Source organism: Bacillus sp. FSL K6-2944 (assembly GCF_038005385.1).
Classification (GTDB): Bacteria; Bacillota; Bacilli; order Bacillales; family Bacillaceae_G; genus Bacillus_A; species Bacillus_A cereus.
In genome coordinates this window covers 813,946-840,000 of sequence record NZ_JBBOTE010000002.1, presented here as the reverse complement: position 1 = coordinate 840,000, position 26,055 = coordinate 813,946, and the positions used below count along the sequence as shown (strand labels likewise).

The window sequence follows — 26,055 nt, the reverse complement described above, 5'->3', positions numbered from 1 at the left end:
ATAAAAATTGACGTTTCACGTTGTTTGTTTCGTTCAGTTTTCAAAGAACTTGTCCGCCGCTTCAGAAGCGACTTCATCATATTAACATCTTAATTTTTCGATGTCAACTAAGTTTTAAAATTTCTTTTTTGTCGTTTTCTGCGTTTCCGCATCAGCGACGTTTATTAATATACCATCACAACTTTTAAATAACAAGTGTTTTTTTATAAAAATATAAAAAAATTATCTACCCTACTTTCTTCTATAGAAGTAACTATTATCCTTACTACTGAAAATAGTTATTCTAATTGTATGCTAATACACTCCGTTCAACCAAATTGTATTTCACAATACCTTCCCAAATTTTCATTCTCTTCTATATTAAAGCTTATAATCATTATCCTTCTATAAAATAACTATACAAATTAGCCTTAAGAAAAAATCCCGTCTACATTAAACAGCCACTCGCGCGCATTATCCCCTTCCTTCTCATTCAAAAATTTACCCCCTACAAATTAACAACATTCCAATCCTAATACAAACTTAAGGATATTGTTAGAATTTTTTTACATTTAATTAACGAAAAATATCCATTTTTTGTTATATAGTAAGAAAGGACGCACTCAACTATAAATAAACCAATGGAGGAATTATTTTATGGATAGGTTAACAAAGTTTTCATTAAAAAACCGAGCTGCCATTATCATCATGATTTTTCTCATTTCCATACTCGGTGTTTATTCCGGCTCTAAATTACCTATGGAATTTTTACCGAGTATCGACAATCCAGCAATTACCGTCACAACCTTATCTCAAGGACTCGACGCTGAAACGATGACAAAGGATGTAACTGATCCTCTCGAAAAACAATTTCGCAATTTAGAACACGTCGACACCATTACTTCTTCTACATACGAGGGATTATCACGTATCGACATTGCGTATACATCAAAAGCAAACATGAAAGATGCAGCACGCGAAGTCGAAAAAGCCGTCAATACAATTAAATTACCTAAAGATGTAACCAAGCCCGTAGTTAGTCAATTAAACACTTCTATGATTCCACTCGCTCAAATTACTATCCAGAAACAAAACGGTTTTTCAAAAGCAGATGAAAAACAAATTGAAAAAGAAATCGTACCACAACTCGAAAACATTGATGGTGTTGCCAACGTTATGTTTTTCGGAAAATCCACCTCTGAATTATCTATCGTACTTGATCCGAACCAATTAAAAAACAAAAACGTAACATCACAGCAGGTACTAACTGTTTTACAAGGAAAAGAAACTTCTACTCCAGCTGGGGCAATTACTGTTAATCAGGAAGAATACAACCTCCGCGTCATTGGGGACATAAAAAATGTAAATGACATTAAAAACATCACTGTGGCACCCCAAGTGAAATTGCAAGACATTGCTCAAATTGAAATCAAACAACACTACGATACAATCTCACATATAAACGGAGAAGAAGGCACAGGATTAATCATCATGAAAGAACCGAGTAAAAATGCAGTTGCCATTGGAAAAGAGATTGATAAAAAAGTTAAAGAGATAGATAAGGAATATAAAGATCAATTTTCCATTAAACTTTTGGCTTCAACCCATGAACAAGTTGAAAATGCTGTTACTAGCATGGGAAAAGAAGTAATACTTGGAGCAATCGCTGCAACTCTAATTATCTTAATCTTTTTACGTAACTTCCGAACAACACTCATCGCTGTTGTCAGTATTCCATTATCCATTTTATTAACACTCTTTTTACTACATCAATCTAACATTACGCTTAACATTTTAACCCTCGGTGGTTTAGCTGTTGCGGTTGGACGTCTCGTCGATGATAGTATCGTTGTCATCGAGAATATTTTCCGCCGTTTACAAAAAGATTCTTTCTCTAAAGATATCATTCTCGATGCAACGAAAGAAGTCGCAGTCGCAATTACTTCTTCTACTTTAACAACGGTCGCTGTTTTTTTACCTATCGGCCTCGTATCAGGAGCAATCGGAAAATTAATGTTACCTATGGTATTAGCAGTTGTATATTCTATATTATCATCCTTAATCGTTGCACTAACAGTTGTTCCACTTATGGCTTTTTTACTACTCAAAAAAACAAAGCATCGAAAGCCAAGTTCTTCATCACGATATGTCGCTACATTAAAGTGGGCTCTTTCTCATAAATTCATTATTCTACTTACTGCATTTTTATTATTTGTAGGATCAATTGCAGCTTATATATTACTACCGAAAGCAAACATAAAATCTGAAGACGACACAATGTTATCTATTAACATGACATTTCCAGCCCATTATAATGCTGAATCTCAAAAACAAAAAGCATTTGATTTTGAAAAGAAATTACTTTCTAATTCAGATATAACAGACGTTATTTTACGAATGGGATCTAGCGCAGAAGATGCACAATGGGGGCAAACAACTAAAAATAACCTCGCTAGTATATTCGTAGTCTTTAAAAAAGGTTCTGATATTGATCAATATATTAAAGAGTTAAAAAAGGAACATAAAACTTTTGAGCCTGCTGAACTTGATTATATAAAAACAAGTTATTCAAGCTCTGGCGGCGGCAATAACTTACAATTTAACGTAACAGCTACTAACGAAGCGGATTTAAAAGAAGCGGCTACTATCGTTGAAACAAAACTAAAAAGCATGGATGATCTTTCTAAAGTAAAAACAAATTTAGAAGACTCTAAGAAAGAATGGCAAATTCATATTGATCAAACAAAGGCTGAACAACTAGGTTTAACACCAGAAATAGCTGCGCAACAAGTAGCATTCCTTATGAAGAAATCACCTATTGGCGAAATTACAATTAATAATGAAAAAGCTACTATTATGATAGAACACAAAAAAGAAAATATTAATAAACAAGAAGATATTTTAAATACAAACATACTATCACCTATTAATGGACCAACACCTTTAAAAGACATTGCAACTATTTCAGAAAAACAAACACAAACAGAAATTTTCCATAAAGACGGAAAAGAAACAATCCAAATTACAGCCGAAGCTTCAAATGAAGATTTGAGTAAAGTAAACACAGCAGTAAATAAAGCGATGACTGACTTAGATTTACCTGGTGGTGCAAAAGTAAATATCGCAGGAGCTACTGAATCTATGCAAGAGAATTTTACAGATTTATTCAAAATTATGGGGATTGCAATCGGGATTGTATATTTAATTATGGTTATCACCTTCGGGCAAGCACGTGCTCCTTTTGCAATCCTATTCTCCTTACCATTAGCTGCTGTCGGTGGTATTTTAGGATTAATCATTTCACGAACACCTGTTGATGTAAATTCCTTGATCGGCGCATTAATGTTAATCGGGATTGTTGTTACAAACGCTATTGTATTAATAGAAAGAGTCCAACAAAATCGGGAACATGGAATGGAAACTAGAGAAGCCTTACTTGAAGCAGGTTCTACTAGACTACGCCCAATTATTATGACAGCTATTACAACAATCGTTGCCATGCTCCCACTCCTATTTGGCCAATCCCAAGCAGGAAGTATGGTATCAAAAAGTTTAGCCGTCGTTGTCATCGGCGGTTTGGCAGTCTCAACTGCTCTTACATTAGTAGTCGTTCCAGTTATGTATGAACTATTAGATAAAATCGGGAGAAAAAGACGCTCCCGTAGGAAAATAAGCACTTCTACAGAAACACCTGATATTTAAAAACAAAAGGCGTTATCTTCACAAATGAAGATAACGCCTTCTCTCTATTTAGTCATATAATCCATCATTTTTTCCACATATTGCTCTATAGGTTTACTAGAATCCACAATAAGGTATTCATTATTTGAAGGTCTTTTACTACCATTTAACCACTTTTTAAAACCTACTTCCGACTCCACCTTTTCAATTTGACTGATCATACGCTTACGTGTTTGCAGTCTCCTATTAATCTCTTCCATATCATTAAGATAACACTCAATATATTTATATTTCACACCATGTTTATTTGATAGTTCAATCCCTTTTTCAACCATTCCCTCATATAAACACGGACTATCCAATATAACACTATGCCCTTGTTCTAAATAAGAATCAATCAATACCCATTCGGCATCATACGCAAGCCCACCAACAATCGTTGATTCAATTCCTTTTACTTTTAATGATTTTAACAACGCGGATTTCAAAACATCATGATCTATAATTACAGCACCTGTTAATTTCGCTATATACTTAGAAACTGTCGATTTTCCTGACCCAGGAAAACCTGACATTTGCAGAAAAAACAAATTAAAGCTCCTCTCTAAATTACATCTGTTCTTCTTTATAATTAATCACAAATTCAACAATCATTACATCCATTCCTTCTATATTAAAATACAAAAGAACCCCCTACCTATAAATAGAGAGTTCTTCTTTATAATTTATGCCGCTTTTACCTTTTTCGTTGTTTTACTTTTTCTTTTCGTTCCTGTAAAGCGCTTGTGTAATATAGATGCTATCAAGCGTGAAATAACATTGAATAGTAATACCATAATAATTAATACAGCTGCAGATTTTGTCGCAATCAACTTCGCATCTGGAATAACTCCTTCAGAATTTAATTTCCAAATGTGAACCGCTAATGTTTCAGCTGGTCTAAACGGATTTAAAGGATGCGCAGGACTTGAGAAATCCGCTGCTGAATTTAAAATCGGGGATGTTAAACCCGCTGTGTAAATTAATGCTGCCGCTTCCCCAAATATACGACCCGCCGCTAAAATAATCCCTGTAATAATTTGTGGTAATGACGATGGGATAATAATACGAGCGATTGTTTGCCACTTCGTTGCACCTAATCCAAGACTTGCCTCTTTTACATTCTGAGGAACTTCTGAAATCGCATTTTCACAAACACGCGTTAAACCTGGTAAATTTAAAATAGTTAAAGCAAGAGCACCACCCATTACTGTGTATCCCCAACCTGTCATTGTAACGAACACTAACAAACCAAATAAACCAACAACAATAGAAGGTAAAGACGCCATCGTCTCTATACATAGACGAACAAAATTTAAAAAACGTCCTTGTTTTGCGTACTCCGCTAAATATATTCCAGCACCTAATCCAAGAGGAATAGATATAATAAGCGTTATAACAAGCATGTAGAAGGAATTGAATAACTGCGGACCAATCCCACCACCAGCTCTTGTATTGCTTGGTTCTCCAAACAAGAAATTAGGATCCCAAAATCCCCATCCCTTTTGTAAAATCTCAAATACTAAGAACACTAGCAAAGCTACAACTAAAGCCGCAACCGCATAAAAGATACCCGTCCAAACTTTATTTACCGTTCTTGCATTCATTATTATCGCTCACCTCTTTGCCCAATCGCTCGAATTACTAAAATAAACAGGAATGAAATAACAAGTAAAATCATCGCTAAAGTCCATAGCGCATTGTTCCAAGCAGTTCCGTTCAATGTATTCGTCATGTCCATTGTTAAAATACCAGTTAACGTCGCTGTCGGACTATATATTCCTTCTGGTAATTTAATCGTATTCCCGATTACCATTTGAACCGCTAACGCTTCACCGAAAGCACGCGCTAAGCCTAAAACAACACCTGTTAAAATCCCTTTTTTCGCAGCAGGAACAATCACTCGGCTAATCGCTTGCCATTTCGTTGATCCTAGACCATAAGAAGCTTCTAAATAATCAAATGGAACAGAACGTATTGCATCAGAAGCGATACTAGCAATAGTAGGTAAAATCATAATACTTAATACAACAATACCTGCAATTAAACTAAAGCCTACTCCCCCAAACGAATCACGTAATAGTGGTACTAAAATCGTAACACCTAATAATCCGTATACAACCGAAGGAATACCAACTAACAATTCTAGAACAGGCTTCAATACTTTATTTCCAAACTTTGGCGAAATTAAATTCATGAATATAGCAAGAGCTATAGCAATTGGTGCACTAATAATAACCGCGCCTAACGAAACCACCGTTGAACCTACAATGAAAATTAAAGCCCCGAAGGATCCTTGCTCAGCATTTGGATTCCATTTTGTCGATGTTAACATCTCAGTAAATGAGATACCACTTTGTGTAAAAGATTGAATACCTTTCCCACAAATAAACGCAATAATAGCTAATGTAATTAAAACAATAAAAATACCACAAAACGTAACAAGTGATCTTCCTATATATTCACTTTTCACGTAATTAATTTGTTTTTTCCCCTTCATCACAGGACAGACCCCACTTCACAGATTGAAATGAACAGGACTGGCCTTGCAGCCAGCCCCATAAAATTTTATTACTTATTTAATTTAGACATTGGAATGTAGCCCATATCTTCTACTTGTTTTTCAAAATCTTTACCTTTTACATAATCGATGTAAGCTTTCGTCGCTTCCTTCGCTTCACCTTTTGTTACCATATATTCGTAAGACCAGAATGGATATTTACCAGACGCGATGTTTTCAACTTTCGGTTCAGCACCATCAATTTTGACTGTTTGTAGTGCGCCTTTTTTCTCGCCCACCATGTAAGACATTGCTAAATAGCTCACCGAACCAGGAGTAGAGTTAATCGCTTGCTCTACTGCACCGTTAGAATCTTGTGTTGTACCAGTTCCATCATTAATTTTCGCGTCTTTCATAATCGTTTTTTCAAATGTAGCACGTGTACCAGATGAAGCTGGACGATTAATTACATTGATTTTTTCATCTTTTCCGCCAACTTCTTTCCAATTTGTTACTTTTCCAGTGAAGATATCTTGTACTTGTTGCATTGTTAAGTTATCAACTTTTACATCTTTATTTACGACAAGAGCGAATGCAATACCCGCTACCTTGTTATCTACTAATTCTTTCGCCTTTTCAGCATCTTTTATTTTATCTCCGGACGGAACATCTGAATTACCAATTTGTACTGCACCAGATGCTACTTGGTTAATCCCAGTTCCACTACCGCCACCTTGAACTTGAATAGAAACTTTTGAATTTTTCTCCATGAATTTCTTTCCAGCTTCCTCCGCAAGAGGTAGAAGAGCTGTAGAACCAGCCGCTGCAATCGTACCTGATAATTCTTGTTTTGTATTATCGCTTCCTTTAGCAGTGTCTTTACTAGTTGTATCTTCTGCTTTCCCACAACCAACTAATGCTCCTGCTACCACTAAAGCTGCTAAAGAAAATTTAATACCTTTTTTCATAACCATGTCTTGTACCCCCATTTGGATTATCACTTTTCGAATTCATTTTCTTTCGAACACAAATTCATTGTAGGACAACAATATTATGTGAGTGTTAAGCAATTTTTAATTTTAAGTAAATGACGATAATAATCCTTAAAAGCTAGAAATCCCAACATTTATAGTTAAATAACCAAACAAAAACCACACTAACTACGCTGCAATGTAAATATATTCTTAACAATGTAAATTCAATGTAAATGTTTTTCTCTCTTTTTCACTTTTCGTTAAAGTTACATTTACAATTCCGCTGTATTTTGTAATTTTTACACACCTAATTCATGCACATTAAAAATAATTTCAGTAATATTTTTTAGTACAACTAAATAAATTGGAACAATTCTAAAAATAAATGAATATTTTTAAAGTACTAATTGACAACATAATCCAATGTAGTCTACTATATTACTAACAAAAAGTTTACCTTAGGAAACTTTTTAAACTCAAACTAAAAATATAGAGATGAGGTAACTTTTATGGTATCGGCTAATATAAAACCACTTTCCGAATTTAAAATAGGAGAGTTTGTACAAATTGAGAAGATCCAATTAGAAGGAACTATGAAACGACGCTTATTAGATTTGGGATTTATCCCGGGGGCGACGATTAAAGTATTGCAACGCAGTCCACTTGGAGATCCGGTCGCTTATCAAGTGAGCAACACAACTATTGCACTGCGTAAAGAAGAAAGCTCCCTTATTTTCGGGGTATTAATAGGAGATGATTTCAGATGAGCAAACATCGTATCGCTTTAGCTGGTAACCCGAATACAGGGAAAAGTACATTATTTAATACTTTAACAGGCTTAAAACAACATACTGGAAACTGGACGGGAAAAACTGTTTTAAAAGCTGAAGGAGAATATGAACATAACGGAAGTAATTATACATTAATAGATTTACCGGGAACTTACTCACTATACTCAAATTCCGCAGACGAAGAAGTAGCGAGGGATTATATTATATTTGAAAAACCAGAAGTAACTGTAGTTGTTATAGACGCAACTGCTATGGAAAGAAATTTAAATTTAGCACTTCAAGTGATGGAGATGACAAATAATGTAGTCATTTGCATTAACTTAATTGATGAAGCCGAGAAAAAAGGCATCGTTATTGATGAAAAGAAATTAGCAAAATCACTTGGTGTGCCTGTCGTTAAAATTTCAGCACGTAACCGAGTAGGTATTGGTCATTTGCTAAATGTTATTGCAAAAGTAGCAAATAAAAAACTAATTCCAACACCAATTAAAATTACTTACAGCGAAAAAATCGAAAATATGATTCAGGAATTAGAACCACAAATTTATAAAGTGTTCGGTGATACGTATCCAGCACGTTGGATTGCGTTACGTATATTAGATGGAGATAAAAATTTCTTAACTACACTTCAAAAACACCATAATGAACCACTTGTAAGGGAGGTCGTAATTAATGGAATCTCACTCAGCCAGTAAAGCTCTTCCATTAGACTATATTATTCAACATGCACAAACACTTTCAAAAGAAGATATACGAGATGATATAGTCGGAGATATTTACCGAACATCTGCAAGCATATGTAAAGAATCTGTCCAATATACAAATACTGATAAATTATATCGTTCCGAAAAACTAGATAAAATTTTCACATCTCCAATCTGGGGATTCCCAATTATGCTCGGTATTTTATCTATTATTTTTTATCTTACAATTGCAGGCGCTAACGTACCATCTGATATGATTGCCGAATTCTTCGGATGGGCCGAAGGATATTTAACATCTTGGTTCCAAGCAGCGCATGCACCTGAATGGTTACATGGCATTTTAATACTTGGTTTGTTCCGTGGTATCGGTGCTGTTATTAGCGTTATGTTACCACCTATGGCAATCTTTTTCCCTATGTTCGCGCTATTAGAAAACTATGGATACTTACCACGTGTCGCGTTTAATATGGACCGCTTATTCAAACGATCCGGTGCACACGGGAAACAATCTTTAACAATGGCAATGGGATTTGGTTGTAATGCAGCAGCCATTATGTCAACACGTATCATTGAATCACCACGTGAACGTATGCTAGCAATTTTAACGAACAACTTCGTTCCTTGTAACGGTCGCTGGCCTATGTTAATTTTAATGGCTTCACTATTTATGGCTGCTGGTTATACAGGCAGTATGCAAACATTGGTTACTGCTGGCGTTGTAGTTGGAATGGTTGTACTTGGTGTTATTATGACATTAACTGTTTCTTGGGTACTATCAAAAACAACCTTAAAAGGGGTTCCAACTCACTACACACTTGAGTTACCTCCGTACCGCAAGCCAAAAGTTTGGAATACAATTGTTCGCGCAACACTCGATAAATCAATCTACGTTTTAAAACGAGCTATAGTTGTTGCTGCCCCTGCAGCTGCATTAACTTGGTTACTTGCTAACATTTTTATCGGTGACACAAGCTTACTTATGTATTTTGTAAATTTCCTAGATCCATTTGCTAAAATGTTAGGACTTGACGGCTTTATTCTAGCTGCATTCATTCTTGGACTACCCGCTAATGAAATTGTAATCCCAATTTTATTAATGTCTTACTTATCAACTGGGGCTTTAACTGAAATAGATGATTTTAATCAAATTAAAAATCTATTCCTAGAAAATGGTTGGACTTGGTTAACAGCGTTAAACACAATGTTGTTCTCACTTCTTCATTTCCCGTGCGGAACAACACTTGTTAATATATACAAAGAAACAAAAAGTGCAAAATGGACATTCTTATCGTTTGCAATCCCTACCGTTATCGCCATTGTTGTTACATTCCTCTCTACACAATTGGTACATTGGTTAGGGCTTGTATAAAGCAAAGCATATGTGAAGGTATCCCCCTTCACATATGCTTTGCACGAAAGAAACCTGAAATTATTCAGGTTTCTTTTTTTGCACATCAGTATTCCACGGCTGTGCTCCATACGTTGTGAGTTTTTTATGAATAAAATATATAGTTCCTGGAAGAACTGCCATTAATATCGTGCAACTAATTCCTAATCCAGTAAACAACTTTCATCACCTTATTTCACTCTTTTCGGTAAAGCTGAACCTGAATGTTCAATTGTTGGATGAACATGAACAGTAATTTCAGCATTACTAAAGTAATTTTCGCCTTGATCCCAATTCTTACTTACCTTTTTCCACTCTTTATAATTATGTCGCTTATACACTTCCCCTAACTCTAGTACATCTACCTTATATTTTTTTTGAACAAGTTTAATTGATTTTTGAATACGCTTCTCCATTTCTTCCGATATATCCTTCTCTAAACGCTTTTCATTCAAAACCTTTTTATGATCACTAAAATGCAACTCAGCTATTGTACCTTCCAGAAATAAATGAATATTAAATTTCGGTCTTGTAGCATTCGTTGTGGATACTTTAATTTTTCGACGTAACTTATGAATTTCATATGTAATAAGTTGATTCTTTTTACGGATGGTAAAAAAACCTCCAATTTTTTTACCTATTATATAATTCATCCCTACTGTTTCTTCCCCACTCAAATTGCCTACACATTTATTATCCTTTCCACGAAACAATGCTGCACCGTTCATTTGTACTCCTTGTTTTGTTAGTTCCAGAATAGGTAATACAAAACTTCGGTTAGAGATCATCTTTTCCTGCACCTCACCAATTCTTGCAGCCTCAATCATTTGGGCATTTTTCGGAGGGTGTTCAGCTAACATATCAATATACTGCGCCGGTAAATTTTCAGGCTTGGCACTTTGTTTTAAAATAGCTTCGGCATTTTTATTAGAAACGAACAAACGAATATTTCTTCTCATCTCATGATCGCGAATATATACATCTAACGTATTTTGTAAAATGTATGGATGTGAAAGTAATTCTTCAGAGAAAATAATCACCTGTATATGAGGGAAAAATAATGTACGACTAATTTTTTTGGCGATTATTCTTATTTGTTCAAATACACTATCTGCTTTTGCACTAACATTAATATAATTTTCGCTATCCCCACCCCCTTGTCCACCCTGTTGAGACAATTTACTGGGGAGTACCATCTGATAGGTCCCTTTCATAATTGGATTCGCTTTCTTCTCCTTCACAATATCGTAAGCCGCTCCTACTACAAATCCTCTTTCTTCTATCTCTTCTAACTCAGAACACCCACTCATAAATCCAGTTAAAGCCATAACCATTATAATTTTAAGAAGGTGTTTCATTTCCACCATTCCTTCTTTTTATTTTATATACAATTAAAACGAGCAAAGGAGCTAACACAACAAACCCCATATCTATCCAAGCTAAATAAGTCCCATAACTTGATAAAGTATTTAAACTACTAGGTATCATATTCACCATAAAAATAATAGGGGCACTTATGAAAATAAAAATTTGTTTCTTCACTTTCGGAAACATAGCACAAAACAATAAAGATGCGACGTCATAATACATTGCTGTAGTGTTATAAATAGTAATAATCCAAGTCGTAAAAAAAATCGCATCAAACCTTTCTAAAAATCCTCCACCAATTTCAATTTCTTTCCCTAATTCAATTGTTGGATATGTCAATCCACGTGTTGTCATATACGTAAAAACACTAATACAAGTTACATAAATTAAAATGTATGACAGCACGTTTACCATCACCGCTTTCGCGACTGCCATTGGCGCTTTTTTCGCTGTCTTATCATTCAGCAACACCGCATAAAATAAAGCTACTTCAAATCCAATAAACGTAAAAATAGAATTTTTAACTCCAACAGCATATTGACTTACTTTCGTTTGAAAAGCTGGTAGTAAATTATTTATTTCCATTAAATTTATATTCAATAAAGAAAGAAGTACTATCGCAATTAAAACAATAGGCAAGAATAAAACATTTAACCTTAATAAGGCTGCTCTTGATCCTGCTATTCCATAAATAACAACTAATAAGAAGAAAAAAGACAGTAGTTGTATTGGTGTATCACTAAATAAATACGTTTGAGAAATAACTGAAATCATTCGCGATTCATACGCTGTCAAAGCAGCAAACGTTAATACTAAAATACTACTAATTGTGTATGCAACAGGCTTTGTCAAATGCGCACTCGTATATTGAACAAAATTTTGTTTTGGAAATAAGATAGCCACTCTCGTCACAAACCAGCCTAAAACTGCGCAAATCAGTCCACCCAAAAGCAAGATAATCCAACCGTCCGAAAATAAAGTTTGGTTAGCGATATCTCTTGGCATAGACAATGCCCCTATACCAATAATGGTCGATGACACCGCAAACCCAATTTCCCGAGATCCAATCTCTTCATCGCCATACTCAAATGGTTTCACTTATTTTCGCTCCTTTGGACGTATTGTAGAGTCTTTTGTTTGTAAGTACTCTGGTCTATCTTTCAACATCGATTTTGGCATGCGAATAAATTCTTCTTTCCAATCTTTATAAAATGCAGGAGCAATGGGAGTTGTATACGGTATACCAACACTTGTTAAATTTGTAATATGAATAGCAAGTGCGATCAGAGCTAGAATAATCCCATACAGTCCAAAAGCCGTTGCAGCTAATACAAAGACGAAAAGTAAAATTCGGAACGTAATCGTAATACTATATACAGGAAGCGAAAACGTAGCAATCGCAGTAACTGCAATAATAATAACTAAAAACGGATTTACAATCCCTGCATTTACCGCAGCTTCTCCAATTACAAGACCTCCTACAATCCCTATCGTTTGCCCCATCGGTTTCGGCAATCGGATTCCAGCTTCTCGTATTAATTCCATAGTCAAGGCCATCATTAATGTTTCAATATATGCAGGAAACGGAACACCTTCCCTCGCACCTGCAATTGAATAAGCCAATTTAGAAGGAATAAGTCCTTGATGATAAGATACAAGTGCTACATACATAGCTGGTAACAAAACCGCAATTATGCCTGAACCCATACGTAAAAATCTTAATAACGTTCCAATCACCCAGCGCTCGTAATGATCTTCTACAGATTGAAAAATATCAACAAAGACAAGTGGTGCAATAAGAGCAAACGGGGATCCGTCTACTAAAATGGCCGCCTTCCCTTTCGCTAATGAGGCTATAATATTATCAGGCCTCTCTGTATTCAAAAACTGTGGAAATGGGGATAAATTATTATCCTGAATTAATTGTTCAATCGTACCTGTTTCCAAAACGACATCTGTCACTATTGATTGAAGACGGCGATCTAACTCTTTTACAATGTGAGGATTAATAATATCTTCTATATATACTAGGGTTACTTCTTTCTGCGATCGCTTCCCCATAATATAAGATTGGAACCTCAACTTTGGATCGCGTAAGCTGCGTCGGATTAACATTTTATTCACATTAATATCTTCATTTAATCCAACTCTCGGTCCGCGTATTAAATCTTCTGTCACTGGTGGTTCTAAACTTCGCTTCTCCCAAGCCCTACTATTAATAATGATAGCAGTTTGAATATTATCAATTAATATAACTGTATCTCCCGCTAAAATCGCATTTATAATATCCGGAAATGTTGTCTTCTTACCCACTTCCGCAATAGAAATAAAACGATCCAATAACGTCTGAACGACAGCCGCTTCATTTTGCACTTCTTCATATTGAAGAGTACGAACTACATATTTATAAACATTATCCTTGTCTGTTAACCCACATAAAAACACAACCGCACAACGTGTAAAACTCCCAGCAAGAGCAACTTCTCTAATTGTTAAATCATTAGGCGAACCTAACTCATCCCTAATTTCTTTCATAACTTCAAATAAGTTACCTTCAAGCTCTAACAATTTCCCCACCTAACTTCCTTTTCAACAAGTTTTTAGTTAGATTCCGCTAATTGAAGAAAATATATACAAAAAAGAGCTATCTCTTTTCAAAGATAGCTCTAATAAAGTAAAACTTTAATCAACCCTCACCAATCGGGCTTTTACAGGCAGCAGGGCCCCCACCTAACTTCTTTGCTTCCGCTGAATTTTGAGGTGGGGGTCTCACTGCCCGTTAATGCAGGATAAACGAATTACTTTTCTACTATTATAGTGTTTTTCTTTATAAATACACCTTTTGTAAATCCACTAACTACAAACATCACAATTATATTAATCAACAATGCGACTATACCTACATTCAAATCTTTTATATACTGCGGGAAACTCGGAAACATCGTGGCTATAGTTGAACCAGATAAGGTAATATATGCGACCACTAATAGCCCAACTCCCATTCCTGCAATCGCCCCTTGCTTCGTAATAATTTGACGTGGAAACAAGCTACATACAAGTGCAGGGAAAAGTTGTGTAACGATACTGTATCCCATTAATAGAAGTGCTCCTATTGTTTCTCCTCCTTTAAATGTAAATAAAACTGCCACGAGCGTTACTACAGGCACAAATAATTTTGCCATCTTAGCAACTTGTCTATCTGAAGCAGACGGGACTATCGTTCGGTAAATATTTTTTGCTAACAGTGTAGAAGCCGCCATAACAAGCATAGACCCTGGAACTAATGCCGTTAATACTCCCGCACTACCAATAATTCCAATAAACCAAGGATCAAAAGTTTGTAAAGCAAGACGGAATAACGAAAGATCTACATCCGCTCCCTTTAACCCAGGAACTTGCAATATAGCAGCAAATCCTGCAAAAAATACGAAAAGTAAAACTAAAGAATACAATGGCATAATTGCTGCATTTTTACGAAATACTTTTTCATTTTTTGCAGAAAAAGCAGAAGCAAATGTATGAGGCCACATATAAAAACCGAGGGCCGTTAATATAATAGTAGAAACAAACCAAGAAATACTCATTCCTTCTTCAGGTAAAGATAAAAATCCCGGTTTCGCTGCCTCTACAGCCTCAAACATCGGCTGAAATCCTCCATAATAATGATACGGCAAATATATACCTAAAAACATAACGATAAACAGTATCATAATATCCTTCAAAGCAGCCGTCCAAGCCGAACCATGTATACCTGAAACCATTACATATATAGTTATAACAATAGCACCGATCCATACTGCAACAACAGGTGACACCCTTCCGTAAGAAGCTTCTGAAACGATAATTCCCAGTCCTTTTAACTGTAAAACAAGATATGGGATAATGGAAACAACACCAACAATCGAAACAATAAGTCCAAGCGCTTTACTTCTATATTTCTTCGCAAAAAAATCTGACTGTGAAACAAGGTTATGCTCTTTCGCATACTTCCAAATGGGTGGCAATAAAAAATACGATAAAAGATAAGCTAAAGCACCATATCCCAAAATATAAAAGGTAGGTGCTCCTTTACTATACGCCCAGCCGCTTCCCCCTAAAAATGTAAACGTCGTATAAATTTCACCTGCCATAAGGAGAAAAACAAAAATAGTGCCAAATCCTCTTCCTCCAACTGACCATTGTTCTAAATTCATATCTTTTCCATGTTGTGCCCGAACCCCTAAAAATAGTGCGAGAAACAAAAATAAAATAATGATAAGTAATGCAGTCATTTTACATCCTCCTTATTAGCAGGATCAAACACGTACACAAGCCCCATACAAAAAGATGTAATAAACACTGATAATAATACCCAAAATAATAAAAATGGCATCCCTAATACGTAAGGAGTAACTGAATTCGCAAATATTGGCCCAACTACTAAACAAAGAACTGGGATAAGCGCTAGAATGTGTATTTTCTTCATCTCATTCTCCTTTACTTATAAAGTTCATAATGGCTGATACAAAGACTTCCACTCCAATCGGTAATGCATCTTCGTCAATCGTAAAACGAGGGTGATGGTGAGGATATATAATACCTTTCTCTTTATTTCCCGCTCCGATAAAAAAGAATGTCCCCGGTGCCTTTTGTAAAAACGCTGAAAAATCTTCTCCAGCCATCGTCGGCTGTAAACGAACAACTCTATCCCTTCCATAAAGTTGTAATGCCGTTTGTTCAATAAGCTCTGTAGCTTCATAATCATTTACAACTGGTCGATATCCATATTCATATGAAAATGTATATTTTGCTCCGTAAGATTCCGTAATATGCTTCACAATCCGCTCAATCTTCTTCTCTGTTTCACCTCGTAATTCATGTCTTAAACTTCTTACTGTCCCTTCAATCTCAGCTTGCTCTGGTATTACATTATGAGTTGTCCCAGCATGAAATTGCGTAACAGATATTACGAGAGAATCTAATGGATTCGTGAGGCGAGATACAATTTGCTGAAGTTGCGAAACGACTTGTGTTCCGATTGCAATACTATCCACCGTTTCATGAGGGATTCCAGCATGTCCACCTTTTCCCTCTATCTTAATTTTAAAAACATCCGGTGCAGCCATTGCAGGACCATAAATAACACCTATTTTCCCAACCTCTAACGACGCCCAAAGGTGAGCACCAATAATATAATCCACACCTTCCATTACACCTGCAGCAACCATCTCCTCTGCACCACCAGGAAAATTCTCTTCAGCATGTTGGAATAGAAAACGAATCTCCCCTTTAATCTTCTCTCTTTCTTCTACCAACTTATGTACAACCCCAAGTAATATCGCTATATGTCCATCATGACCACATGCATGCATTACACCTTTATATGTAGAAATAAAATCAAACTCATTTTCTTCATGAATAGGAAGAGCATCCATATCGGCTCGAATCGCAACTGTTTTGCCCGGATGTTTACCTACTAGCTTTGCCATCACACTATATTTAGTCGGCCGTGACACTTCTAAATATGGGAATTTCCGAAGTATATCGAACACAAACTGCGATGTTTTCTCTTCTTGAAAAGATAACTCTGGATACTTATGAAAATGCCTTCTCCACTCAACTAACTGATTTTTTGACAAAACAAGTTCCTTTGCAACATCCATTTCTCTTCTCCCCTTCTTCACCAAGTTAAATGTTATTATAACGTGAATCGTTAACTTTTAAAAGAATCTTCTGAATTTTCAGTGTTAATAAACCAAAAAGAAAAAGCCATCCCAAAGATGACTTTTTCATTATTATAAAATAGTAATTGCTTGTTTTCCCATTTGCTCCCAAGCTTTCTCAAATTCTGTTCGCGGAACAGCCAAACGTGGATTATTTTTAAGAGGATCATTTACATATACAAAGTTTTGATCATATCCAATTACTACTGCACTATGCTCATAATATGTAATTTTCACTTCGCCTGAACTCGTATTCCATGTTTCAAAACTACTTTCAGCTAGCGGCTTAAACGTCGTATTAATAATGACCCATACCGGAGAGCCAGAACTAATTACTTTATATATATCTTGCATGTCTCTACCTGTTAAATTAATTACTTTTTCAGGAACATATTTTTCTGCTAAATCAAAGATTGGTTTATTGTATACACCATATCCAGGCTCTGCCTTTGTATAAATATTTCCCACAAATCCCTCGTAAGGATTTCCACGCAAACCATTTTGTTCAAATGGAACACGATGAATTTCGCTAGCAAGTTGCATCTTATCTACTTGTACACCTTTATATTGCAGCAACATAGCTAAACTTGTCACTTCACACCCTCTAGGCAATTCTGGTAATTGTTTAATAAACGGAACATCTTCAATCATAGCTGCTTCTTTCATTTCAGATAGAAACTCTAAGCGTAGAACTTGCGCCTTTTGCATGATTTTATCTTTTCCTATAAAAAATGCAGCAGCAAGTATAATCCCAAAAACAAAAAGATATTTTAACTTTTTCATTATAAACAAAACTCCATTAATTATTATTTTACAGATACACCTCTTATCATTGTACCCTTCTTCTTACTAGTTTGCTAGAAAGATCATGTGAATTATCGCTCATAGAATTAATTATAAAAATTCTAATTATTTTTAATAAAAAGAAAAATAAATATACATTTACAGAATATTTTGCTAAAATCAAAATTGTTAACATAGTGAAGATATCACCATGTTAACAAACATTCTTAGAGTATTTAGTCATAGTTCGTTTTTTTACATACTCCATTCATTTCATAGCAAATAAACCGAGTGTGTGTTGCATCCCCCACTAATGATTAAAAACTCAGAATAAAACGAAGTTCACACATTCAAGAAAATACGGGGTGAGGGGCATATGAATCAACAAATTGAACAAACAGATTTAAAACGAACAATGAAAAGTAGACACCTATTTATGATTGCACTCGGCGGTGTTATCGGAACCGGGTTATTTATGGGATCTGGTCAAATTGTCCATAATGCCGGACCTGGCGGTGCTATTCTCGCATTTTTAGTCGGTGGATTTGTTATGTATTTAACGATGTTATGTCTTGGTGAATTATCCGTCGCTATGCCAGAAGCAGGTTCATTCCAAAGTTATGCAAGCAAATTCATTTCACCTGGTTTTGGATTTGTTGTCGGTTGGATGTATTGGTTAAATTGGGCTGTTACAGTTGGCGTAGAGTTAACAACTGTAAGTATTTTAATGAAACGCTGGTTTCCAGACGTTTCTTCCTGGATTTGGTGCGTTACATTTGCAGCAGCACTCTTCCTCGTAAACGCTTTATCAGCAAAAGCATATGCAGAAGCAGAGTTTTGGTTCGCAAGTGTAAAAGTCGCAACAATTGTTATTTTCATCGTACTTGGCGGCGCTGTTATGTTCGGTCTACTAGACTTTAATGGAAAGCCAGCTCCAATGCTTCATAATTTCACTGAAAATGGCGGGCTATTTCCAAATGGTGCATTAGCTGTTCTTCTTACGATGATTACAGTAAATTACTCCTTCCAAGGAACAGAATTAATCGGAATCGCTTCAGGCGAAAGTGAAAATCCTGAAAAAACAATTCCAAAAGCAATTAAAAACACAATTTGGCGAACTCTCTTCTTCTTCGTCTTAGCGATATCAGTTGTTGTAGGTTTACTCCCATGGCAAGAGGCTAATCTAGTCGAAAGTCCCTTTGTACTTGTATTTGATGTAGCCGGTGTCCCATATGCAGCAGACATTATGAACTTTGTTATTATTACAGCTGTATTATCCGTTGCTAACTCTGGTCTCTACGCAAATTCTCGTATGCTGTGGGCGATGGCAAAACAAGGAATGGCAAGTCCAGCATTTACGAAATTAACTAAAAAAGGTGTACCGCTAAATGCATTAATTTTCAGCCTAATTTTCGCTAGCCTGTCCTTACTAACAAGTGTATTTGCGGCAGATACTGTCTTTCTAGTTTTAACATCTATTGCAGCAATGGCTGCCGTTGTCGTTTGGATGTCAATCGCCGCTTCACAGTTTTTCTTCCGTAGAAATTTCGTGAAAAACGGTGGCAACATAAATGGTAACTACTCAGCTTCTTCAAATAAAAAAACAGGCCAAATACATGTTTCCGATTCGAAAACATGAAAAGAAAATACTCCAATCAGAGAAAGAATCTATGCCAAATAGAGAAATTCTCTTATGAAGTCGTGTTATTCCAAGGAACCGTTCTAGTTTCTATGACTTGGTTTATCGCTTGTAAGACCGATTGTTTTTGTTTTTTCATGGTACTCATAAAGCTTCGTATCTGACAAAAAGATTCTGCGCCTTTCTTACTTCGGAAAGTCCCAGACACTTTCTGTTTTACTTTCGTCATCCGAATATCCCGTTCTGCTTGATTGTTATCAAATGGAATGGCTGGATGTTCTAAAAACGCTAGAATTCTGTCAGAATACTTGACGAAGCGATTCCATAAATTTTGAGAAGGCGTCTGCTTTCCTTTCTTCTTTTGTTTCGTGGAAAGAATCTGTTGTTCTTTCAATATGGATTGATACATAATAAACAGATTCTTTTGCGTCGCTTTTGGCATGGTACCTTCGGATTGCTTTTTCATCGTCAACGCTTGCGTTAGAAATTTCTGCATCTGTTGTGCCCATTGTTCTCCAGTACTATCTATAATTCCTTGTAAATCTCGTAAGAGATGGGCATTACATAAAACGTGACGACAATCTGTATACGCATCATACGATTTCCAACCATCATGCATCGCAATTCCAGAAAAAGATGGCAAGATTTCTCCAGCATCCATTGCTTCTTTTCCACGTTTTTGATGAATATGTTGCAATGTCACCTCCGGTGTACTGGCAGTATGTAACCATTGTGTTTTGTTTTCTACACGCATACCAGTTTCATCAAAATGGACAACAGGAGACTGCAGAATCTTTTCCTTTACTTCTTTTATGAATGGCTGCAATTGAGAAGCGAAAGCCTGTGTATGATTTACCAGGGTTCCTTCGCTTATAGAATGTCCAAAACAATCCTGAAAGAATTCTTTTGTTCGCTTCAAAGAAATGCATTGATAATGCGTTAAATAGGGAATCAGTCTTTTTATATTTGGACCATATTGAACAGGACGAGATACTGTCGAAGGAAATTGGGCTTCTTGGATAGAATGGCAATGTGGGCATTCTTTCTGTTCTACTTTATGTTCTGTCACTTCGATCTGAATAGGTGGTAAGTCATACACTTGGCGAATGCGATACCCTTTTACAGGCTCGTGGTTCAAGGAAGTATGACAACAAGTACAATATGTAGGAGAATGTGTAATCGTATGATCTGGAGTCGCTGTCAAACCAAGAGTATGTCCCTTGTGGCCCAACTGGCCACCCGTTTGACGATGAGACGGTTTGCGCAAACTTTTTGTAACGGGCTTACCCAAACCATCTGTAGAAGGTGGCTTATGACTATTTTTGGAGTTTTTTTTTGAAGCATTTTCTAGTTCTTGTATACGTTTTTCTAACTTAGAAAATGTTTCTTCAAATAAAGAAATAACAGCTTCAGGTCCTTTTTTATATGTATCTAAAATAATTTTTCGATCGACCATAAGATTCACCTCCCCTGTTTGATATACTCAGTATTTACAAATGGGAGGCATATGAAACTAGTAAAATTTAAAAAAGACACCGAAAGGTGGCTGAGTAGTTACCATAAATGATTTAAAATATCGTACACCGCTCTATCCACTAGTTCCAATCGTAGCGTTTTCGCTGAATTTCATTACATTTGTTAGTTTGGCTTTCATTCCAGATCAAAGAATTGCTCTTTATTGTGGCATTCCATTTATGATTATTTGTTACATTTTATATCAAGTTAAATATAAAAAAATTGTCACACTTGAACAGCCACGAACTGTCATACGAGAAATAAACTAAATATACAAAATATTCAGCTATCTTTCTTATGATAAGATAGCTTTTTTCTATTTCTTGGATATCCTGGTATAACTTTATTTATCTTAAAATTTTCACAATCACGTTTTTCTCTGGAAAATAGTTTACAATGTAATCAAGTTACAAATGATATTCACCTTAAAAAGTGTGCATTTGTGTCTATTTTTTAACAATATATCAAAAACTATTGCCTTCTATAAATTAATAGGTTTATATTGTTTTATTGGCATAGTTTCAATCCAAGGAGAAAGGAGATTTTCAATCGTGCAACTAAAGAAAGCGTTTTGGAAGTTGGCTTCGCTTCTTCCGTTATCATTACTTCTGTTCCTCGGTGGCTGTGATAAAAAACTCGCAGTATTAAATCCGCAAGGACCTGTTGCAAAAGCACAGTATGATTTAATTGTTTGGTCATTCTTGCTTATGTCATTAATTATCGCAATTGTATTCATTCTGTTTACAGTCATCTTGATTCGTTATCGTGAAAAACCAGAGAATATGGACTATGAGCCACCTGAACAACACGGTAACACATTACTAGAAATTATTTGGACGCTTGTTCCTGTTATTATCGTTATCGCATTATCGATTCCAACAGTAAAAGCAACTTATGCTTCGGAAGAGGTTCCGAAAGAGTCCAAACATATTAAACCAGTTGAAATTTATGTTACATCTGCAAACTGGAAATGGTTATTCAGTTACCCAGAGGAAAAAATTGAAACCGTTAACTATTTAAACATCCCAGCTGGTGTACCAATTCAATTCAAACTGACTTCTGTCGGCCCAATGAATGCTTTCTGGGTACCAGAACTTGGTGGTATGAAGTACACAATGGATGGCATGATTATGGATCTTTATTTACAAGCTGATAAGCCAGGTTCTTACCTAGGCCGTAGTGCGAACTTCTCTGGTGAAGGATTCACACACATGGAGTTCGAAGTTGAAGCAAAAACTAAAGAGAAATATGACAAGTGGGTTAAAGAAGTACAAGAAACTGCTCCTAAACTAACAGAAGCTAAGTACAACGAAATTGTTAAACCTGGTGTAGTTGGTCGTATGACATTCTCTAGTCACCACTTAAGTTATGTAGATCCAAAATCACTTGAATATTGTGATTACAACTACTACAAAAACAAAAAATAATAGCTATTATTCCAACAGATTGGAGTGAACACAGTGAAGCTTGATGAATTCTTTGTCACAGGTGACCCGATTATTTACGGTGCAGACGCTTCTATCGTTCTTGTGACATTAGCAATCATTTTCGTACTAACAAAGTATAAAAAATGGAAATGGCTTTGGGACGAATGGTTAACAACTGTTGACCATAAAAAAATCGGAGCTATGTATATTATTTCTGCGGTTATCATGTTATTCCGTGGTGGTATGGATGGTTTAATGATCCGTGCACAGTTAACATTCCCAGAAACAACTTATTTAAACGCTGAACACTATAACGGGATCTTTACAACACATGGTACAGTAATGATTCTTTTCATGGCAATGCCATTCGTTATGGGATTAATGAACCTTGTAGTACCATTACAAATTGGTGCTCGTGACGTTGCATATCCGTTCTTAAATGCTTTAAGTTTCTGGTTATTCTTTGTCGGAGCAATGTTATTCAACATCGCTTTCGTAATCGGTGGTTCTCCAGACGCTGGGTGGACTTCTTACTTCCCAATGGCAGGTACAGAGTTTACTTCGGGCGTAGGAAATAACTACTACGCAATTGCATTACAGATTTCAGGTCTCGGTACGCTAATGACCGGTATTAACTTCCTTGTTACTATCTTAAAAATGCGTACACCTGGTATGACTTTAATGAGAATGCCAATGTTTACTTGGTCAATCTTAATTACAACAATTATCATTATTTTCGCTTTCCCAGTATTAACAGTTGCTCTTGCATTAATGACATTTGACCGTCTATTCGATGCTCACTTCTTTACGATGGCGAGCGGCGGTATGCCAATGTTATGGGCCAACCTGTTCTGGGTATGGGGTCACCCTGAAGTATATATCGTTATTTTACCGGCATTCGGTATTTTCTCTGAAATCATTAGTACATTCTCACGTAAACGTCTATTCGGTTACAGTGCAATGGTATACTCAATGGTTGCAATTTCTTTACTAAGTTTCGTCGTATGGCTTCACCACTTCTTCACGATGGGTGCAGGTCCAGCGGTTAACTCATTCTTCTCGATTTCGACAATGGCGATTTCGATTCCAACCGGGGTTAAGATCTTTAACTGGTTGTTTACACTGTATAAAGGACGTATTCGTTTTACAGTTCCAATGCTTTGGTCATTGGCATTTATTCCAAACTTCGTAGTCGGTGGGGTTACAGGGGTTATGCTTGGAATGGCAGCAGCTGATTATCAATACCATAACAGCTACTTCCTAATCGCTCACTTCCACTACGTATTAATCGCAGGTACAGTATTCGCTATGCTTGCTGGATTCACATTCTGGTATCCAAAAATGACTGGTCATATGTTAAATGAACGCCTAGGTAAATGGACATTCTGGATCTTTATGAGCGGATTCAACATCTGTTTCTTCCCAATGTACTTCTTAGGTTTAGACGGTATGACTCGTCGTATGTACACTTACTCTGAAAGTCTTGGATGGGGATGGCTAAACCAAATCGCATCTGTTGGTGCGGTAATGATGGGTATCGGCTTCCTACTTCTTTGCTACAACGTAATTTGGAGTGCACGTCACGGTGAACGTGACACAACTGGAGATCCATGGGATGGTCGTACACTTGAATGGGCAACTCACTCTCCTGTACAACATTACAACTTCGCGAAGCTTCCTGAAATTAAAGAAGCTGATGCTTTCTGGTACATGAAAAAACGCGGAGAAACAGTTACACCAGCAGCAGAAGATATTAAACCAATTCACATGCCAAGTAACTCTGGTGTGCCTATTATTGCGTCTGGATTCTTCGGTCTTGCAGGTTTCGCATTAGTATTTAGCTGGTTCTGGCTTGCAGCAATCGGTGGTATTGGTATTTTAGCTTGCTTAATCTATCGTTCATTCGATTATGATGAAGGCTACTATATCAGTGTTGATGAAATTAAAAAAACAGAACATATAGCATGAGAGGTGAAATGACATGGCGGCTTTAGATAAAAGCTTACCTTTGGAATATCAATCCGAACAAAGCAGATTGAATATCCTAGGATTCTGGATTTTTCTTGGGGCTGAAATTATGCTGTTCGCAACACTTTTCGCCTCTTATCTAGTCCTTGCTGGTCGTACGGCAGATGGCCCAACACCAGCGCAATTGTTTGAACTTAAAACGCTTTTAATTCAAACATTACTACTTTTAACAAGTAGTTTTACATGCGGTATCGTAATTCATGAAATGCGTAAGCATAACCAAAAAGCGATGCTTGGATGGTTCGTCCTTACATTACTTTTAGGTGCAGGTTTCCTATTCTTCGAGATCGAAGAGTTCATTATGTACATTGGTGAAGGCGCAACAATTCAAACAAGTGCTTTCTTATCTGGATTCTTCGTTCTTCTTGGAACGCATGGAGCCCACGTAACAGGCGGTATCATTTGGGCAATTTGTGTTATTATCCAAATTTTAAAACGAGGTTTAACACCAGTTACAGCTCGTAAAGTATTCATTATCAGCTTATACTGGCATTTCCTTGATCTTGTTTGGGTCTTTATTTACACACTAGTTTACTTGAACGGGATGGTGGCGTAAATGGCTCAAAACAACAATCAAGCAAACGGACATGCGCATAGCGGATTCCCTTGGTCACACGTTTTCGGATTTATTTTATCGCTTGCATTAACGTTTCTAGCGTTATACGTGGCACTTTACACAACATTGCCACTTTCAACAGTCTTAACAACTATTATCATAATGGCTGTTGCGCAAGCATTGTTGCAATTAATTATGTTCATGCATTTAAAAGAAGGAGAAGGAAGAGTTCAAATTCTTACAATGATATACAGTTTCTTCGTTGCAACTGCAACAGTTGGTTTAACTGTATGGATCTTCTTCTCAATGTAATGTACATGAAAAAGACTGCTGAGATTCCTCAGCAGTCTTTTTTTATCCCTTCTATTACATCCACATTACGGAATTAACAGCATAATCATGAAAAATATACTTATTATGACAAATGTTAAGAAAAGTCTTTCTTTATGAAATCGAATCCATATGCGTTGCTTTTCTACCTATTATATGGCTAAATAGGTACTATATTTATTTGAAGGGAGAGAACGCAATGGAACATCATACTTCTGTTCTATCACTTATGGTTGTCGTTGCAATCACGTTTTTCGTTCCCCTTTTGTTACAACGCTTTAAATTAAAAGCACTTCCTGTGGTCGTTGCAGAAATTATTGCAGGAATCTTTGTAGGTAAAAGTGGGTTTAATATTATTGAGCCAGATATATGGCTTCAAGTTTTATCAACATTAGGATTTATCTTCCTCATGTTCTTAAGCGGTTTAGAAATTGATTTTTCTATCTTTAAACAAAAAGGGAAAAAAAATACGACAAACGAACCAAATACATTTCAGGCAGCAAGCATTATCTTCTTATTTATTTTCATCTTATCTTGTAACTACTCAGCTTCTTCAAATAAAAAAACAGGCCAAATACATGTTTCCGATTCGAAAACATGAAAAGAAAATACTCCAATCAGAGAAAGAATCTATGCCAAATAGAGAAATTCT

Annotated in this window: 21 protein-coding genes and 3 pseudogenes; 11 read left to right on the top strand and 13 right to left on the bottom strand. The window is 36.1% G+C overall.

All coding sequences use genetic code 11. From position 1 onward, the window contains the following. Nucleotides 1-636: 636 nt before the first annotated feature. Entirely contained in the window at nt 637-3,681 is a 3,045-nt protein-coding gene (locus MHH55_RS25295) for an efflux RND transporter permease subunit (RefSeq protein WP_078187177.1), read from the top strand. Between the two features lie 44 nt (nt 3,682-3,725). Here MHH55_RS25295 and MHH55_RS25290 read toward each other — a convergent pair whose 3' ends face one another. The 4 genes from MHH55_RS25290 to MHH55_RS25275 all read right to left on the bottom strand — a co-directional run bounded on the left by MHH55_RS25290 (nt 3,726) and on the right by MHH55_RS25275 (nt 7,173). After that, entirely contained in the window at nt 3,726-4,250 is a 525-nt protein-coding gene (locus MHH55_RS25290) for an AAA family ATPase (protein ID WP_000465755.1), read from the bottom strand. Between the two features lie 135 nt (nt 4,251-4,385). Next, nucleotides 4,386-5,306 carry a phosphate ABC transporter permease PstA gene (gene pstA, locus MHH55_RS25285; RefSeq protein ID WP_000994141.1) on the bottom strand — a complete coding sequence of 307 codons (921 nt, stop codon included), beginning with the start codon at nt 5,304-5,306 and terminating at the stop codon, nt 4,386-4,388. Nucleotides 5,307-5,308: 2 nt separating this feature from the next. After that, nucleotides 5,309-6,199 (bottom strand): phosphate ABC transporter permease subunit PstC, encoded by an 891-nt coding sequence (gene pstC / locus MHH55_RS25280; RefSeq protein ID WP_000676677.1) that lies wholly within the window; start codon nt 6,197-6,199, stop codon nt 5,309-5,311. Nucleotides 6,200-6,270: 71 nt separating this feature from the next. Then, nucleotides 6,271-7,173 (bottom strand): phosphate ABC transporter substrate-binding protein PstS family protein, encoded by a 903-nt coding sequence (locus tag MHH55_RS25275; protein WP_000245108.1) that lies wholly within the window; start codon nt 7,171-7,173, stop codon nt 6,271-6,273. A 509-nt stretch (nt 7,174-7,682) separates the two neighbouring features. Between MHH55_RS25275 and MHH55_RS25270 the strand changes: the two genes are divergently transcribed. From MHH55_RS25270 to MHH55_RS25260, 3 genes are read left to right on the top strand one after another with little or no spacing between them, the layout of a single operon-like run. Continuing rightward, nucleotides 7,683-7,940, top strand: a complete 258-nt coding sequence (locus MHH55_RS25270) for a FeoA family protein (protein ID WP_000252982.1) — start codon at nt 7,683-7,685, stop codon at nt 7,938-7,940. Continuing rightward, nucleotides 7,937-8,659 carry a FeoB small GTPase domain-containing protein gene (locus MHH55_RS25265; RefSeq protein ID WP_000033865.1) on the top strand — a complete coding sequence of 241 codons (723 nt, stop codon included), beginning with the start codon at nt 7,937-7,939 and terminating at the stop codon, nt 8,657-8,659. Before MHH55_RS25270 ends, MHH55_RS25265 begins: the two co-directional genes overlap by 4 nt. Next, nucleotides 8,637-10,037 (top strand): nucleoside recognition domain-containing protein, encoded by a 1,401-nt coding sequence (locus MHH55_RS25260; protein ID WP_078187178.1) that lies wholly within the window; start codon nt 8,637-8,639, stop codon nt 10,035-10,037. The genes MHH55_RS25265 and MHH55_RS25260 overlap by 23 nt, the downstream gene beginning before the upstream one ends. A 60-nt stretch (nt 10,038-10,097) precedes the next feature. Here the strand turns inward: MHH55_RS25260 and MHH55_RS25255 are convergent, their stop codons facing one another. From MHH55_RS25255 to MHH55_RS25220, 8 genes are all read right to left on the bottom strand, one after another. Continuing rightward, entirely contained in the window at nt 10,098-10,235 is a 138-nt protein-coding gene (locus MHH55_RS25255) for a hypothetical protein (protein ID WP_000493997.1), read from the bottom strand. Between the two features lie 11 nt (nt 10,236-10,246). Further along, nucleotides 10,247-11,413, bottom strand: coding sequence for a spore germination protein GerLC (gene gerLC / locus MHH55_RS25250; protein ID WP_139362486.1), 1,167 nt, complete (start codon nt 11,411-11,413; stop codon nt 10,247-10,249). Further along, complete coding sequence (gerLB, locus tag MHH55_RS25245) at nt 11,397-12,521, bottom strand: spore germination protein GerLB (RefSeq protein ID WP_000802008.1); 1,125 nt, start codon at nt 12,519-12,521, stop codon at nt 11,397-11,399. Before gerLB ends, gerLC begins: the two co-directional genes overlap by 17 nt. After that, the gene (gene gerLA, locus MHH55_RS25240; protein WP_001999095.1) at nt 12,522-14,000 is read right to left on the bottom strand and encodes a spore germination protein GerLA; all 1,479 of its coding nucleotides are present in this window, start codon (nt 13,998-14,000) and stop codon (nt 12,522-12,524) included. It lies immediately after the preceding gene. A 221-nt stretch (nt 14,001-14,221) separates the two neighbouring features. Beyond that, nucleotides 14,222-15,694, bottom strand: a complete 1,473-nt coding sequence (locus MHH55_RS25235) for a sodium:solute symporter family protein (RefSeq protein ID WP_063225511.1) — start codon at nt 15,692-15,694, stop codon at nt 14,222-14,224. Next, a complete protein-coding gene (locus MHH55_RS25230) occupies nt 15,691-15,888 on the bottom strand; it encodes a DUF3311 domain-containing protein (protein ID WP_000719833.1) in 198 nt (65 codons plus the stop codon). The genes MHH55_RS25235 and MHH55_RS25230 overlap by 4 nt, the downstream gene beginning before the upstream one ends. 1 nt (nt 15,889) lies before the next feature. Beyond that, a complete protein-coding gene (locus MHH55_RS25225) occupies nt 15,890-17,065 on the bottom strand; it encodes an amidohydrolase (protein WP_000382128.1) in 1,176 nt (391 codons plus the stop codon). A 132-nt stretch (nt 17,066-17,197) separates the two neighbouring features. Then, on the bottom strand, nt 17,198-17,908 hold the full coding sequence (locus tag MHH55_RS25220; protein WP_000734490.1) for a C39 family peptidase: 711 nt from the start codon (nt 17,906-17,908) through the stop codon (nt 17,198-17,200). A gap of 376 nt (nt 17,909-18,284) precedes the next feature. Here MHH55_RS25220 and MHH55_RS25215 point away from each other — a divergent pair. After that, nucleotides 18,285-19,481, top strand: a pseudogene (locus MHH55_RS25215) (amino acid permease); the annotation flags it as partial. Between the two features lie 118 nt (nt 19,482-19,599). Here the strand turns inward: MHH55_RS25215 and tnpC are convergent. Next, entirely contained in the window at nt 19,600-21,003 is a 1,404-nt protein-coding gene (gene tnpC, locus MHH55_RS25210) for an IS66 family transposase (protein WP_100910632.1), read from the bottom strand. A gap of 103 nt (nt 21,004-21,106) precedes the next feature. On the opposite strand from tnpC, the pseudogene MHH55_RS25205 reads away from it, so the two are divergent. From MHH55_RS25205 to MHH55_RS25180, 6 genes and pseudogenes are all read left to right on the top strand, one after another. Next, nucleotides 21,107-21,331 (top strand): annotated as a pseudogene (locus tag MHH55_RS25205) (amino acid permease); the annotation flags it as partial. Between the two features lie 282 nt (nt 21,332-21,613). Then, entirely contained in the window at nt 21,614-22,489 is an 876-nt protein-coding gene (locus tag MHH55_RS25200) for a cytochrome aa3 quinol oxidase subunit II (RefSeq protein ID WP_001176165.1), read from the top strand. Between the two features lie 33 nt (nt 22,490-22,522). Then, the gene (gene qoxB, locus MHH55_RS25195; protein ID WP_000762366.1) at nt 22,523-24,457 is read left to right on the top strand and encodes a cytochrome aa3 quinol oxidase subunit I; all 1,935 of its coding nucleotides are present in this window, start codon (nt 22,523-22,525) and stop codon (nt 24,455-24,457) included. Nucleotides 24,458-24,470: 13 nt separating this feature from the next. After that, entirely contained in the window at nt 24,471-25,073 is a 603-nt protein-coding gene (gene qoxC / locus MHH55_RS25190) for a cytochrome aa3 quinol oxidase subunit III (protein ID WP_000729317.1), read from the top strand. Next, nucleotides 25,074-25,385 (top strand): cytochrome aa3 quinol oxidase subunit IV, encoded by a 312-nt coding sequence (gene qoxD, locus MHH55_RS25185; RefSeq protein WP_000068425.1) that lies wholly within the window; start codon nt 25,074-25,076, stop codon nt 25,383-25,385. It abuts the gene before it with no gap. Nucleotides 25,386-25,602: 217 nt separating this feature from the next. Beyond that, nucleotides 25,603-25,938 (top strand): annotated as a pseudogene (locus MHH55_RS25180) (cation:proton antiporter domain-containing protein); the annotation flags it as partial. Between the last annotated feature and the right edge of the window lie 117 nt (nt 25,939-26,055).